Annotated in this window: 10 protein-coding genes; 7 read left to right on the top strand and 3 right to left on the bottom strand. The window is 60.0% G+C overall.

Translation table 11 applies throughout. From position 1 onward, the window contains the following. Positions 1 to 226: 226 nt before the first annotated feature. The 4 genes from LB565_RS20365 (at position 227) to LB565_RS20380 (ending at position 5,550) form a co-directional block, all read left to right on the top strand. Positions 227 to 913, top strand: a complete 687-nt coding sequence (locus LB565_RS20365) for a hypothetical protein (RefSeq protein WP_224587093.1) — start codon at positions 227 to 229, stop codon at positions 911 to 913. A gap of 7 nt (positions 914 to 920) precedes the next feature. Beyond that, positions 921 to 3,968: an OmpA family protein gene (locus tag LB565_RS20370; RefSeq protein WP_224587095.1), complete on the top strand. Its 3,048-nt coding sequence runs from the start codon at positions 921 to 923 to the stop codon at positions 3,966 to 3,968. Between the two features lie 13 nt (positions 3,969 to 3,981). Continuing rightward, on the top strand, positions 3,982 to 4,476 hold the full coding sequence (locus tag LB565_RS20375; RefSeq protein ID WP_224587098.1) for a Rab family GTPase: 495 nt from the start codon (positions 3,982 to 3,984) through the stop codon (positions 4,474 to 4,476). A 78-nt stretch (positions 4,477 to 4,554) separates the two neighbouring features. Next, positions 4,555 to 5,550: an adenylate/guanylate cyclase domain-containing protein gene (locus LB565_RS20380; protein ID WP_224587099.1), complete on the top strand. Its 996-nt coding sequence runs from the start codon at positions 4,555 to 4,557 to the stop codon at positions 5,548 to 5,550. Between the two features lie 127 nt (positions 5,551 to 5,677). Here the strand turns inward: LB565_RS20380 and LB565_RS20385 are convergent, their stop codons facing one another. Both LB565_RS20385 and LB565_RS20390 read right to left on the bottom strand, forming a co-directional pair. Next, entirely contained in the window at positions 5,678 to 7,123 is a 1,446-nt protein-coding gene (locus tag LB565_RS20385) for an adenylate/guanylate cyclase domain-containing protein (protein ID WP_224587101.1), read from the bottom strand. A 249-nt stretch (positions 7,124 to 7,372) separates the two neighbouring features. After that, on the bottom strand, positions 7,373 to 9,598 hold the full coding sequence (locus LB565_RS20390; protein WP_224587104.1) for a mechanosensitive ion channel family protein: 2,226 nt from the start codon (positions 9,596 to 9,598) through the stop codon (positions 7,373 to 7,375). A 519-nt stretch (positions 9,599 to 10,117) separates the two neighbouring features. Here LB565_RS20390 and LB565_RS20395 point away from each other — a divergent pair. The 3 genes from LB565_RS20395 to LB565_RS20405 are packed head-to-tail and all read left to right on the top strand — an operon-like array spanning position 10,118 to position 13,750. Continuing rightward, the gene (locus LB565_RS20395; RefSeq protein WP_224587105.1) at positions 10,118 to 11,332 is read left to right on the top strand and encodes a glycosyltransferase family protein; all 1,215 of its coding nucleotides are present in this window, start codon (positions 10,118 to 10,120) and stop codon (positions 11,330 to 11,332) included. Position 11,333: 1 nt separating this feature from the next. Continuing rightward, complete coding sequence (locus LB565_RS20400; RefSeq protein ID WP_224587108.1) at positions 11,334 to 12,578, top strand: glycosyltransferase; 1,245 nt, start codon at positions 11,334 to 11,336, stop codon at positions 12,576 to 12,578. Then, positions 12,575 to 13,750: a glycosyltransferase family protein gene (locus LB565_RS20405; RefSeq protein ID WP_224587110.1), complete on the top strand. Its 1,176-nt coding sequence runs from the start codon at positions 12,575 to 12,577 to the stop codon at positions 13,748 to 13,750. Before LB565_RS20400 ends, LB565_RS20405 begins: the two co-directional genes overlap by 4 nt. 47 nt (positions 13,751 to 13,797) lie before the next feature. On the opposite strand, the gene LB565_RS20410 is transcribed toward LB565_RS20405, so the two are convergent. Beyond that, on the bottom strand, positions 13,798 to 14,469 hold the full coding sequence (locus LB565_RS20410) for a class I SAM-dependent methyltransferase (RefSeq protein WP_224587231.1): 672 nt from the start codon (positions 14,467 to 14,469) through the stop codon (positions 13,798 to 13,800). Positions 14,470 to 14,548 lie beyond the last annotated feature (79 nt).

Consider the following 14,548-nt stretch of genomic DNA (forward strand, 5'->3'; position numbering starts at 1 on the left):
GGTGACTTTGAACAATCACCAGCCTGCCATGACCGCCCTCTCTCAGCGAATTTGCAGAACTCTCAGCACACTACCAAAGGCGCAAGCGGTACCGAGAGCGACGCCAATCGGCGCATTTGCCGGTCCGAGAGGCGAACAAGGACGGACGAATTCACTCAAGCCAAGGGGATTCCGCCTTGCGGGCCTGGTATTTGTCTGACATAATTTACCATGTTCTAATGTTGCGGTGAGTAATTGGGGCTCTGAGATGGCGAAGGAATCTTCGAGTGCCGCTTCTTCGGCAAATAAAGCGGATGCAAGTCTGATAGGTAATGCAGAGGGAAACGGGCTGAACTTTATGGCCCCTCAAGGGCGCGAGGGCGGGCCTGGCGGTGACGCTCCAGGTGTCGACAAGATACGCGATCTTTTGTTCGGCAACCAGATGCAGGACTATGATCGCCGCTTCTCCAAGCTTGAGGAACGGTTCCTGCAGCGATTCAAGGATGTCGAATCCGAAACCAAGCGCAATCTTGAAACCTACGAGTCGAATGCCAAGAAGCAGGTCGACTCGCTGGCGGCGCAGTTGCGCAACGAAAAGGATGCGCGCGCCGAGGCCGACAAGGAGATCGACCGCAATCTTCGCGATCAAAACCAGGCGCTCGAAAAGCAGGTGCGCGCCTTGTCTGATCAATTGAGCGAGCTCGAGCGCGAATTCGCGGATCGCATGAGCAGAAGCGACCATTTGCTGCGCGAGGAAATCAAGCAGAAGAACGAAAGCGCTCAAATGCTGATGGAGAAGATCTTTTCCGATCTCAGCAACGTCAAGACTGACCGGAATCTTCTGGCCGGCCTGTTCGTCGAGGTCGCGAAATGTCTCAACCAGGATCCCGTCGGCAGCAAGGGCAATTCGGAGCGTGGCTGGAAAGTGAGTTGATCGGAACTTGACGTCGAGCGTCGAACCAATCAGCCTATCTCAAAGACAAGCTTCGAACGATACCGGTATTGATCGCGAGGCTTTGGCCCGCCTTTTGGTGGAAATTGCCCGGAACGTCGATCCGGACAACCGTGCCCTCTACGAAGGCGTTCCGGCCGCCGATCATCGGCTGGAAAAGCTCCGCCAGTTGCTGGTTGGCGGCGAAATCTCGGAGCTGTCACGGGTTACGCACCTGCTCGACGAACCCGAGCAGCTTGCCACAGCAGTGGGCAACGTTCTGCCCGAAGCAACTGCGCGCGCGTCCCATGCGCAACTCGGCGAGGCCCTTGCTCCGGCTGTCGAGAGGGCCGCGCAGCGGTCCATCCAAAAGAACCCGAACACGCTGACGGATATATTGTATCCGGTGTTTCTGCCCGCCATTCGCAAGTCGATCGGCGAAAAGATTGACCAGACTTTCCAGTCGTTGAATGAGTCTCTGAGGCATATATTCACATGGCATGGGTTGAAGTGGAGGTTTGAAGCCTGGCGAACGGGGACAAGCTTCTCGGCAGTTGTTCTCAAGCATTCTCTTATCTATCGCGTGGAACATGTCTTTCTCATCAGCCGCGCTTCCGGGCTCCTGATTGCACATGTAACTTCCCAAGACGCAACCAGCGAAGACCCTCAACTGATTTCCTCGATGCTGAGCGCGATCCAGGATTTTGTGAAGGACTCTTTCAAAGAGAAGGAAAACAGCGGTCTCGACACCATCCGGTTCGGGGAACTTCGCCTCTGGTCGGAAGTCGGACAGTTCGCGACACTGGTTGCGGTGATCCGGGGAAATCCTCCGGAGGAACTGCATGAAGTCATCCGCGATGTACTGCTTCGCATCCATCAAGAATCCTCGCGAGCCCTGGAGCGGTTCGACGGCGACAGTTCGCAGCTGCCCGGCGTGGAGACGCAGTTGCAGACCTGCGTCGAACTGCAGCACAGGGATTCGAAAGAGGGATTTCCCTGGCTGGTGCTGACGGCGGTCCTGCTGGTTTTGATCGTGGCGGGCGGCTGGTCCTTTCTGTCCTGGCAATCCGCACACCGCTGGCAGACCTACCTGTCGCGGCTGGCGGCCCAGCCAGGCATCGTCATTTCGGACCAAAAAATCCGTGGCGGCGACTTCTATGTCGCCGGCCTGAGAGACCCGCTCGCCGCGGACCCGCGGTCGCTGCTGCCTGGAACGGAGGTCGATCCCACCCGCGTTCATTCAAACTGGCAGCTCTATCAGAGCCTCGAGCCGGAATTCGTGCTGAAGCGGCTGTCGGCGTCGCTGGCGCCACCGGATTCGGTACGACTCTCGGTCGTCGATGGTCGCATCGTCGCCGAGGGCGAGGCGACCACCACGTGGATCGAGCGGGCGCGGGCCGCTGCCCAGCAGCTTTCGGCAGGCGGCCCGGTCTTCGACATTTCCGGGGTCCGCGATGTGAGCGCCGAGGAGCGCTGGCAGGCCTATGTGTCGCAACTGGAGACCCAGCCTGGCATCATCGTCGCCGATCACAATGTACGCGACGGCCAATTCTACATTACAGGTCTGAGAGACCCGCTTGCCGCCGACCCAAGGTCGCTGTTGGCCGGAACGCAGGTCGATCCCGCGCGTGTTCATGCAAGCTGGCAATTCTACCAGAGCCTTGAGCCGCAGTTCGTGCTCAAACGGCTGACGGCCTCGCTTGCTCCGCCGGATTCGGTGCGGCTTTCAGTCGTCAATGATCGCATCGTTGCCGCGGGCGAGGCCACCACCGCGTGGATCAACCGGGCGCGCGCGGCCGCCCAGCAGCTTTCAGCCGGCGGCCCGGTCTTCGACATTTCCGGGGTCCGTGATGTGAGCCCCGAGGAGCGCTGGCAGGCCTATGTGTCGCGCCTGGAGGCGCAGCCCGGCATCGTCGTCGCCCAACAGAATGTGCGCGATGGCCAATTCTATATTGCCGGCCTGAGAGACCCGCTTGCCGTCGACCCGCAGTCGCTGCTGTCCGGGACGCAGGTCGATCCCGCGCGCGTTCATGCCAGTTGGCAACTCTATCAGAGCCTTGAGCCGCAGTTCGTCTTGAAGCGGCTAGCGGCATCGCTTTATCCGATGGATAAGGTGCGACTTTCAATCGTCGAAGGTCGCATTGTTGCCGAGGGTGAGGCTCCCGACACTTGGATAGATCGGGCGCGCGTAGCCGCAAGACAGCTTTCAGAAGGCGGGCCGGAGTTCGACATCTCCAAGGTTCGTGATGTGAGCCCCGATGCACGCGCGGCGGAGCATTGGCAGTATTATGTGTCGCGACTTGAGGCCGAACCGGGAATCATCGTCGCTCAGCAATCGGCGAGGGGCGGAGATTTCTACATTTCCGGTCTGAGAGATCCTCTTGCCGTCGACCCAAAAGCTCTGCTGTCCGGAACACAGGTCGATCCCGCTCGCGTTCATTCACAGTGGCAATTCTATCAGAGCCTTGATCCGAAGTTCGTGGTGAAGCGGCTGACGGCGTCGCTGTCCCCGCCGAAATCGGTTCTGCTTTCGATCGTCCAGGGTCGCATCATCGTTGTGGGCGAGGCACCTGCCGGCTGGATCAGCCGGGCGCGGGCCGCCGCCGACCAACTTTCGGCGGACGGAGTGGTTCTGGATGTCTCGCAGCTGAGCGAGCTAAACCTTGCAGAGCTCAATCAGTTGAGAGAGGCCATCCAGACGACCGATATTTTCTTCTCTTCCGGTAGAGTTGTCCCGGGACCGGAGCAGACGCCGGTGCTCGACAGACTGGCCGATCAGCTGAAGGAATTCGCAGAAAATGCCCACAAGGCAGGCGTGACGGCGCGGTTCATGTTGACCGGCCATTCGGACACAACGGGTCGCGAGACGGCCAACGCGTCGATCAGCGCTGCCCGCGCCGAGACAGTTCGCGCGCTTCTCAACAAGCGCGGCGTCGCTCCGGAACTCCTGCAGGTTCGGGGCGCCGGCACCTTCGAGCCGGCGGTGCCCGAAAATGAAAATAGCCGAACTGGGAACTCCACCAATCGCCGCGTTTCGGTTACGGTGAACCTGGAGTAGCGCGGAGCCCAGGATGCTGCAAAAAAAGATCTGCATGTTGGGCGGGTTCGCCGTCGGCAAGACGAGCCTGGTGCGCAGGTTTGTCCAAAGCATCTTCTCGGAAAACTACCTGACCACGGTCGGCGTCAAGATCGACAAGAAAAGCGTCGTGTTTCCGGACAAGACAGTGGACCTGATCTTGTGGGATCTTGCCGGCGAAGACGATATCGGCTCGTTCCGCGTCAGCTATGTGCGAGGCGCGACCGGGCTTGTGCTGGTCGTCGATGGAACCCGGCCCGCTACTCTTGCGGTGGCGCTCACGCTGCGCGAACGGTGCGAGGCCGAATTCGGCGCCATGCCGTTCATATTGCTGTTCAACAAATCCGATCTGACCGATCGGTGGGCGATATCGGAGGGCGAGATCGACGAACTCAAGCAACGTGGATGGCAGATCTATCTGACGAGCGCGCTTTCGGGCGAACATGTCGACGATGCGTTTCGTCAGCTTGCTTCGATGGTCGCCAACTAGACCATGTCCAGTTTGCCGAAAGAAGTTAGAAGCTGGATATACGACTTCTTCTCGAATGAGCGCTTCGCAGCGTATCTCATGATCGATACCCGGCAATGCATAGAAGCCAAGGGCGGCAATCTCGACTTTTACGGGCTCTCGTCGCTTCGCATCGGCGAGCCCGTTGCCCAGCAGCTTGAATTCATGGAAGGGCTGCTGCCTTGCCCCGAGCTTCCGTTCCATATGCCCATGATGGAACTGCCCGGCGGGCATGTGGTGGACCTTCACTTCTTTGGCGATGGCGACTCGGTGTGGCTGGTCTTTCTCGACGCCACGCCCGAACGCGACCACCAGCAGCGGCTTCAGCAGAAGGCATACGAAATGACGCTTCTGCAGGAGAGGGAACGTCAACTCAATGCGAAGCTGCAATCGACGAACGAGGCATTGAGGCAAAGCCAGGAGGGTTTGTCGCGCGAGTACCGGCGCGCCGAATCCCTGCTCCTTAACATTCTTCCGGCCTCGATCGCGGAGCGGCTGAAGGCGGACGAGCAAATTGCCGACAACCACGCGGAGGTCAGTGTGCTTTTTGCCGACATCGTCGGTTTTACGGAAAGAGCGCGGAGCGTCGGAGCCACGACGACGCTCGCTATCTTGAATTACTTCTTCAGGGCTGCGGATCTGCTCTCGGAACAGCATGGCTGCGAAAAGATCAAGACCATCGGCGATTGCGTCATGGCGGTCGCTGGCCTGCCCGTCGCGCGACCAGATCACGCGCACGCCCTTGCACATTATGCGCTCGAGCTGCGGGAGTCGGCTAGGTGCGAGCGCTTCGCAGGAGAACCGCTAAGCCTTAGAATTGGAATTCACTCAGGGCCAATCGTCGCGGGCGTGATCGGCAAAAGGCGGTTCGTTTATGACCTGTGGGGCGACACCGTCAATCTCGCCGCGCGCATTCAAAAGGCCGCAGAGCCCGACGAAATCCGTATTTCAGATGCAACCCACGAATTGCTCGGACCGGATTTTGCCTGCGACCCGCTCGGGGAAACGGAATTGCGTGGCACGGGTCGTGTGCGGATGTGGCGGCTCCGCGGCTGATTTGCCGTGCTGCGAGGGCGCAATCCAAATCAACTGGTCAGCAGTCGGACGCCACAAGCTCCTGTCCTAAACCGTGTTTCCTGGAATTGCTTCAGGCAGTGCCAACAGGGTCGGCACGCAATCGCTTCTATCCCCGCATAATGCGATAGACGGTAGCATTACCCTCCACGCCTCGAAGCGGCGCGTCAAAGGCCACGACACGATGGCCGGCGAGCAGGTCGCTGACCCCCGGCGCGGAATGGAGCGCCTCGGAAATGCAGACTTGTCCGGCTTGCGCCAAGGATTGCACGCGCGCGGCCACATTCACGGTCTGGCCGAAATAGTCGAGGTTTTCGTTCAGCGTCACGGCGATCGACGGTCCACAGTGGGCACCGATTTTAAGGATGATCCCCGGCCCGTCATGGTCGCTGTTGAAACGATCGATTTCTTCAAAGATGTGGAGTGCTGCCGAAATCGCATCCGACGGCTGCGAAAACGCAGCCATCACCGCATCTCCAATCGTCTTGACCACCGCTCCGGAATGTAGCTGAACCGCCGCGTTGACCAGAGCAAAATGCTCGCGGACCAATGCATAGGCGTTGAGGTCACCCAGGCGCTCATACATGGCGGTCGAGCCCTTGAGGTCGGTGAACAGGAAGGTGATCTGCCGGATGCCGAGCCCCTCCTTCTCGTCGACACGTTCGGACCGGAAGAGCTGGCGGAAGGTTTGCCGAGCAAGCAGCGCTCCGCCGGAGACATAAGGGTCGAAATCGAGCGCCGGCTTGGTGGTAAGCGCGACCAGCTCGGGCGGCCAGTTGATGGCAAGCAATGAACCTCGCACCGGCCCCCTGTTCGCCACCTCAATGACAATCGGACCAGGCGGCACGGCGGGCAACGCCGGCAAGAAGCGTTTGCCGTCATAATCGACCTTCAGAAGCGTCGGCGCCAACGCCGGATCGCCTGATATCGGCACAGCGAATGCGGCTTGCGTCTGCACGTTGACGCCCGCAAGAGCGCCCGGTCCCAGCTCGGCGCGTAGCACTGTGGTGGTCCCGGGCGGCAGGAACGTCATGCCCCGAACGAAGCCGCGCAGAACGTCAACAAAGCGAACGTCTTGCCCGGGCAATCGCCCGTCATGTCCGAAGTGCAGCTTCCAGTGAAAATCCTCGACAGGCAGCATCTCGGGATCATGGTGCGGCAGGCGCCGCAGCTTCGGCGATATCGAGAAGGTGACCTCGATGAAATCGTCGAGGTCGGTGTCGCCCGACACATCGCACAGGCCACAGACGTAGTGGGTCTTCAGCGTGCGCAGGGCGCCGAAACTGTCGAGCACCATCCCGGACTGGGGACAGAGCACATCCCAGCTCATGTCGAATAGTCCACAGCGGGCCGCGTGAAGGAAGAGGTCGATTGCTTCAGGCTCGGCGATTGCGCGGTCGCGAGCAAAGGCCAGCGGATTGACACGATAGAGCGCGTGGTCGTCGGCGCTCCTGATCAGCGTCTCGAATTTCGAGATGACGCGCGGGCTCCAGGCGCGCGCCTGCTCCACCTTGGTCATTTTGCTTTCGAGTAGACGATCGTTGATTACCGTCACGCCCGATCCTCAACCTTGCCTCGCGACAGCCTACTAAAAAACCAGCGCGATGCGAATGGATTGAATCCCTTAGATGCACGACAGTCGGCCTGGATCAGGATGACGTTTCTTCGAAGCCTGATCTAATTCCTGGTGGAGCATCATTTTTTCCGAAAGCCGGTCCCCACTTTTCGGAGGAGGTTGAAAATAAAAGTACCCCTGCCGCGCGGGCGCCGCGCCGCGCTGTGGACGACAGGTGTCACAGCTTTCCTATTCCGTTGTGCCGGCTTTTTTCCTACGCCGGTTGGTGTGCGACTGCGCGACGGCCAGTTTCAACTCGGGTGTGATCTCCACCACAGGCGCATTCTCTGCCCCATGTGGGCTCTGCAGCCCCTCGACGTGAACGGTCGGAAATGGGAGTTCGATGCCCTGCTCCTTGAAGGCCTGGCGGACGCGTAAAAAGAATTTCCCTTTCATAGCGAAGGCACCTCCCGGTCTGGTTGTGACCTTGACCCTCAATACGATGCCGTACTCACCGAACTCCTGTACGCCCTGCATCTTGATCGGCTCGATCACCCAGTTTTTGAATTCTGGATCTTCCGCCAGCTCCAGGCCTATCCGCTTGATCAGCTTGCGAGCGAACTCGATGTCGGTGTCATAGCCGACGGTGATGTTGAATTTGTCGGTAACCCAGTCGCGGCTCTGGTTCTGCACGGCTCCAAGTTCACCGAACGGTATCGTAAACAGCGGGCCACGATGGTGGCGCAGCTTTACGGAGCGCAACGAAAAGCTCTCCACCGTACCCCTGTAGCTGCCCGATGAAATGTATTCGCCGACACGAAATGCATCGTCGAGCAGATAGAACACGCCCGAGATCACGTCCTTGACCAGGGTTTGCGCGCCAAATCCAACAGCGACGCCGACGACGCCGGCGCCGGCAATCAGCGGACCGATCTGAATACCCACGGAGGCGAGCATCATCAGCACCGCCATCACGACGATCACCGCGAGCAGAATGTTTTGGATGATCGGCAAGAGCGTGTGCAGCCGCGCCTGCTGCGGATCGACGACCGGCATCTCCTCGTCGCTGATCACCGCGTGCCGGGTTTCGATGCCCAGCTTTCTCTCGATCAAGGCTTTGATGATCGACCAGCCGAAATCGGCGGCAAGCGCAATGACCACGACATTGATCAAGCCACGCAATATGAGCGTGGTCGTCGTATTGCTTTCTTGCATGGACTGCATGTCCAGACCCCAGACACGCGCGAGAACGTAAGCCGCCGCCAGGATCAAGATCATCCGAATTCCGCGATCGATCACTGCGATCGTCACCGCGGGGATCGTCGGCCGGCCAGCCTCTTCGGAACCTGGCCGCAGGACGAAATTAACCCCGCGCTGCGTCAGCACGATTGTAAAAGGCAGGACGAATGCGGCCAAGGTAAACCAGAACCACGTATACAGGCCGGCGATGCGCTCCAGGAACAGAGCGACGAAATAGACAGTCAACAACCATGTCGTTGCTGTGCGACTATGCCCATCGTTCCGCTGTGTTCTTGGCCGACGCCAAACCGCGAGCAGAAAGAGCAACAGCAGTACGAAATCGGCGCCCAACGAAAGAACCACCATTCCGTCCCGATCGATGCCGAGACCAGGCAGGAGATTGAACGCCGCGGCGAAGAAGGCGAAGACGCCGACGATCCGGGATAGCCAATAGGACCAATGGTCAGCCGCTTCGTTGGTCACCGGCAATGCACGAACCTCAACGGCATTCTCGACCTTCATGAAGGATGGGACCAGCATGGCTATGACGTATGTGCGAACACCCCATGTAACGACTGCCGCTATCAGAAATGTCAGCACGATCTCGCGGATAAGCATTGGCCAGTCGAACAACATGAACGCGCCGGCGCTGCCCAATGCGAACGAGACGATCAGCAAGCTGGAATAAAGCGTGCGACCGCCAATCTTCTTGGCTCGTCCGAGGGGCGTATCCTTCGATTGCGCGATAATCCAAAGACGAAATGGACGGGTGAGCTTGTACGTGGCCCAGGTGAGCGCCAGGCCGGCTGCGATGAACACCGCGATTAGCAAGAGTACACCGGCCGACCCCCTGCTGGACATATCCTGCATGGTCTTTGCCCGAACATGCGCGAACTGACCTGGCAGCAGGGGCAAAGTTTGCACCATTCTTTCGATATGATGCTTGATCCGATCGAGCGTCGAGGATGCCATCGTACTCATCTGGTCCGGTGCGGCCGCGGCATCAGATGATGCGCTGGCGGGTGAAGCTCCTGCCGCGGCAGAGGCTGCCGTTGAACCGGCGTCCGGATTTCGTTGTTCAGCCACCCATGCCTTCACCGATGGATCGTCGAGAAGATTGAACAGCTGTTTGACCTTTTCGGGTGGGACGGTCGCCGGCGCCTGCGCCTGCGCCGAACCGGCCAACAAGAGGGCGAGCACCGCAAGAACGAGCGGACGGGCAATCAGGACCAACATCGCCGTCAAACTTCCGACACGTCCTGCCAGGCGCCCTGGTTTCCTGGCTCCCAATCGTCCATTCATGAGTGGCATCGTGCTGTTAGCCCTCCGGCCAGATCGGCAATCAACGACATCCATGTCCGTTGTTGCCTTACCTTGAAGAAACCGATGTCGAGGTTCAAGACGCCATCGTTGCGGGCCCGCGAGGGGACCTGGCGGCGCATTTCACTCAGGACGTCCATGTCGTGGTTGTGCACGCCAAAGATATGCAGCCTTCCATGGAGCTGCTTTCACGCGAAGCGCCCGCTCCTACGGCATGCATTGCCGCTACAACGCTTTGGCAAAGAGATACAGGTTTCTTCCCGGCAACATGGCAAGCGGGCAACTGAGTGGACTTCCTAGCTTCAGCCATGGACCCTCCCTAGTAATACGAATTGAAAATTGCGCCCTCATGTTTCACAACAGGTCGCTTAAGCCTCAGGATGGCTTCCCTAACCGCCCGCTTCCCAACGCGAGAATTCGAAAAGACGTTCAGAAATGATCCAGCACGCACAAGACGCACGAATTCTCATGTACAGCCACGACACGTTCGGGCTCGGCCACCTGCAGCGCTGTCGGACCATCGCGCATTCGCTGGTCGAGGATTTCCGCGGACTTCAGGTGCTGATCATTTCGGGCGCCCCTATTGCCGGCGCCTTCGACTATCGCGCCCGCGTCGACTTCGTGAAGATCCCCAGCGTCATCAAGTTGCGCAACGGCGAGTACACCTCGCTGGAAAAGGATATCGATCTGCAAGAAACGCTCAGGATGCGCCAGTCGATCATTCGCCACACGGCCGAGACCTTCCGGCCGGATATCTTCATCGTCGACAAGGAACCCCTCGGCCTGCGCGGTGAGATCGAGGACACGCTGTCCTATCTCAAGACGCGGGGTACTACCCTGGTGCTTGGCCTGCGCGAGGTGATGGATGCGCCGCATCTGCTCGAAGCAGAGTGGGCACGCAGGGATGTGATGCGCAAGATAGGCCTATTCTACGATAAGGTCTGGGCCTATGGCCCGCCGGATTTCTACGATCCGCTGACCGGTTTGGATGTGCCGCCGGCTGTCAGGGCAAAGATGCGGTTCGTCGGTTTCCTGCAACGGCGCCTGCAGCGGGTCGAGTTGCCCGGCCACCGGCCCGAGGGCGAGTATATCCTCGTTACCACAGGCGGCGGCGGTGACGGCGCGGAACTAATCCACGACGTCATCGATGCCTATCAGCAGAACCCGCAATTGCAGCATAGGGCGCTGATCGTGCTTGGGCCCTACATGCCGGCGCGCCAGCGCAACAAGCTGCTTAACAAGGGAGCCAAGATCCCGTACATCAAGATCATCGAGTTCGACAACCGCATGGAAGACCTGATTGCCGGGGCCAAGGCGGTAGTGGCGATGGGCGGTTACAACACCTATTGCGAGATACTGTCTTTCGACAAGCCGGGGCTGATCGTCCCGCGTACCGAGCCTCGGGAGGAACAGCTGATCCGCGCTCGGCGCGCAGCCGAACTCGGCCTCATCGAGATGCTTTTGCCGGAAGAAGCCAAGGATTCCCAGCGATTTGCCGATGCTCTGGTGGCGCTGCCGGACCGGCCCCGCCCATCTCAGAGCAATCCGCATCTGAGGCTGGAAGGGCTTCCCCATATTTCCGAAATCGTCGCGGAACTGCTCGAGCGGCGGGCCACTCCACAACTTTCGGTCATTGAAGGAATAAACTGAGTTGCAACGCCGCAAGATCGTCGTGGTTCTGAAGGGCTATCCAAGGCTGTCGGAAACCTTCATCGCGCAGGAACTGCTCGGTCTTGAGCGCGCGGGGTTCGACCTGATACTCGTCGCGCTCAGGCGGCCGACCGACGAAAAACGCCACCCGGTGCATGACGAGATCAAAGCGCCCGTCCGTTACCTGCCGGAATATCTGCATGAAGAGCCACTGCGCGTGCTTCGCTCGCTGTTTGCCTATGTGCTGCGGCTTGGTTTCTGGCGCGCGCTCGGATCGCTGGCTGCCGATGTATCCCGCGACTTTACGCGCAATCGCGTGCGCCGCTTCGGGCAAGCGCTCGTGCTGGCGGCCGAATGGCCGCAAGACGCGGGATGGTTGCATGCACATTTCGCGCATACGCCGGCGTCGGTGACGCGCTATGCCAGCCAGCTTCGTGGCCAGCCCTGGAGCTGCTCGGCCCATGCCAAGGACATCTGGACTTCGGCGGACTGGGATCTGGCCGGCAAGCTTTCCTCGGCACGCTGGACCGTCACTTGCACGAAAACCGGCTTCGACCGTCTTAAGGAACTCGCCAACGGCAAGTCGTGCGTGCATCTGAGCTATCATGGGCTCGATCTTGATCGCTTCGGCAGTTTCGGCGAGGCGCGAAAGCGGCCTGACGGCTCGGCGCCGGACGAACCGGTCATCATTCTCAGCGTCGGACGCGCCGTCGAGAAGAAAGGTTACGATACCTTGCTGGAGGCCCTTGCCCTCTTGCCTGGCGATTTGGCGTGGCGTTTCGAGCATATCGGCGGCGGCGAGGAACTGGAGCGGCTCAAGGCGCTGGCGCGAAAGCTCGGCCTGGATGGCCGCGTCTCCTGGAAAGGCGCGCTTGCGCAGAATGAGGTGCTTGAGCACTACCGGAGCGCCGACATATTCGCCCTGGCCTGCAGGATTACTGCAAATGGTGACCGGGACGGTCTTCCGAATGTCCTGGTGGAGGCGGCCAGCCAACGGCTTGCCTGCTTGTCGACCGATATTTCCGGCGTGCCGGAGCTTTTGTCGCCAGATGAGACCGGCCTGCTGGTTCCGACGGAAAACCCGATCGCCCTGGCACAGGCGCTGGAGCGCCTGATCCGTGATCCCGTGCTGCGCGGTCGTCTCGGCGACGCCGCGGAACGGCGCGTGCGAAGCAATTTCGATCATAGGGCAAGCATTGGACATCTCAAGCAACTGTTCCAACAGGAGTGGCAGGCTGCCGAATGAAGCGGCTGAGAGTCTTCTTGTATGTCCAGCACCTGCTCGGCATCGGCCATCTCGCGCGCTCCAGCCGCATCGCGGCGGCACTGGTCGATGACGGGTTTGACGTAACCGTCGTGACCGGTGGAGCGCCGATCCCAGGGTTTCCGGGATTGGGGGTGAAATCTGTACCCCTGCCGCCTGTCACCTCCGGTGATGAAGGATTTTCCGGACTTGTCGACCTGCATGGCAAACCCATCGACGATGAGTTCAAGAAGCAGCGTTCAGAGATGCTGGTGCAGGCGTTCCATGATTGCAGGCCTGATATCGTCATCATCGAGGCCTTTCCATTTGGGCGCCGGCAGATGCGTTTCGAACTCTTGCCGCTGATCGATGCCATCGAAGCGACGTCGCCCAGACCGCTGCTGGCGACGTCCGTCCGTGATATCCTTCAGGAACGCGTCAAGCCGGGCCGAAACGAGGAAACGGTCGACCTCATCAGCAGGCATTTCGACCTCGTTATGGTCCACGGCGATCCGGCTTTCGCAACCATCGACGAGACATTTCCACTGGCCGGGGCAATCGAGGCGGAGGTCACCTACACAGGGCTGGTTGCCGCGCCGCCACCGCCTGCGGCCACCGAGCGCTTCGACGTTCTGGTGTCGGTTGGCGGCGGGGCTGCCGGAAGGAGCCTTGTCAGTTCCACCATCGCAGCGGCGCGGGATGCCAATAACGGTTGGAAATGGTGTTTGATCACCGGCCCAAATCTGCCGAAAGACGACTTTGATGCGATCGCACGCGATGCCACGCCGGGCCTGTCCACCTTCCGCTTCCGCCAGGATTTTGCCAGCCTGCTGACCGGCACGCGCCTGTCGGTTTCGCAGGCGGGTTATAATACGGTCTGCGATGTCCTGCGCGCGGGTTGTCGCTCCCTGCTGGTTCCATTTGCAACGGGCGGGGAAACCGAACAAACGGTTCGCGCCAAGATGCTCGAAGAACTCGGCCTTGCATCGGTCTTGATGGAAAAGGACCTGACGCCTGGAGGTTTGGCGCAAGCGATCGAACAGGCGCTCGTGGCACCGCCGCCGTCCGCGCATCGTCTCGATCTGGAAGGGGCGCGTCGTTCGGCGCAAATCCTGCGCGAGCGGCATCGTACATGGATCCAAAAATTGGGAAGCCGGTTTGGGAAAGGTTCGTGATTGAACAGACAATATACGGTAGAGCGACGCTCTTGGGGCGAAAGGTACTAAACAGTTCCAATCAGCATGAAGCGCGTATATTTTTTTGTCGGCAGTTCACCCGAGAACCGCACCTCCCGCAGCGCAGCCATCGCTTCGAAGGCTGAAAGTGAAGCCACGCAGTTGATGTGCGTTGGCTCGCTGAAATAGTCATTCGATTGCAGCAGCACATTGGTGCCCCGCGCGAGCAGGGCAAGCCAGGCGCGCAGATCGGCTATGTGTTCGCAGCTCGTATTGATCACCAACTCGGGCCGCCCCGCCGCGTAGTCGAGTGCGTACAGATCGGCCGTCAGCGCCTGGAACCGGTCGCCGGCTTCCCGGTTGAGGGTCCGGGCGACTGGCGCGACCTCGGGATCGATGTCGATGCTATCGACTGCCGCAATATCGAAGCGGGCGTCGTTGAAAAGCATTGCCGGCAATATGCCGTACCATCCGCCCAGAACCCATATGCGCCCGAAGCGCCCGCCGCGGCTTTCGAACAGCCTGTCGAGCGCCCACATCTTGCAGGCCACCTGCTTGTGGTTGAAGGCGTTGGCGATGTCGGCCTTCGGATGTTTGGCGATGACGCGCGCCAGCCCCGCCACGAGAGGGTGGTTGACGTAGGCAGCAATTCCCCGCGTGAGGTCCAAGGCCTGCTCGTGCCCGTCCATGCCGGCATTGCGCGGTTGCGTGACATCCATCATATTCGCCTTGTACGTTGGGATTTCGGGCGACACAACGCAATCTTGCCCCGCCAAGCCGCCTCGCAGGCTTCGAACA

It is taken from the genome of Mesorhizobium sp. CA14 (genome assembly GCF_020165195.1).
Lineage (GTDB): Bacteria > Pseudomonadota > Alphaproteobacteria > Rhizobiales > Rhizobiaceae > Mesorhizobium.

Bases quoted from the DNA above. Each gene is read 5' to 3' on its own strand.
- LB565_RS20375 (WP_224587098.1), top strand. From the start codon at position 3,982: ATGCTGCAAAAAAAGATCTGCATGTTGGGCGGGTTCGCCGTCGGCAAG.
- LB565_RS20380 (WP_224587099.1), top strand. From the start codon at position 4,555: ATGATCGATACCCGGCAATGCATAGAAGCCAAGGGCGGCAATCTCGAC.
- LB565_RS20390 (WP_224587104.1), bottom strand. From the start codon at position 9,598: ATGTTGGTCCTGATTGCCCGTCCGCTCGTTCTTGCGGTGCTCGCCCTC.
- LB565_RS20395 (WP_224587105.1), top strand. From the start codon at position 10,118: ATGATCCAGCACGCACAAGACGCACGAATTCTCATGTACAGCCACGAC.
- LB565_RS20405 (WP_224587110.1), top strand. From the start codon at position 12,575: ATGAAGCGGCTGAGAGTCTTCTTGTATGTCCAGCACCTGCTCGGCATC.
- LB565_RS20410 (WP_224587231.1), bottom strand. From the start codon at position 14,469: ATGGATGTCACGCAACCGCGCAATGCCGGCATGGACGGGCACGAGCAG.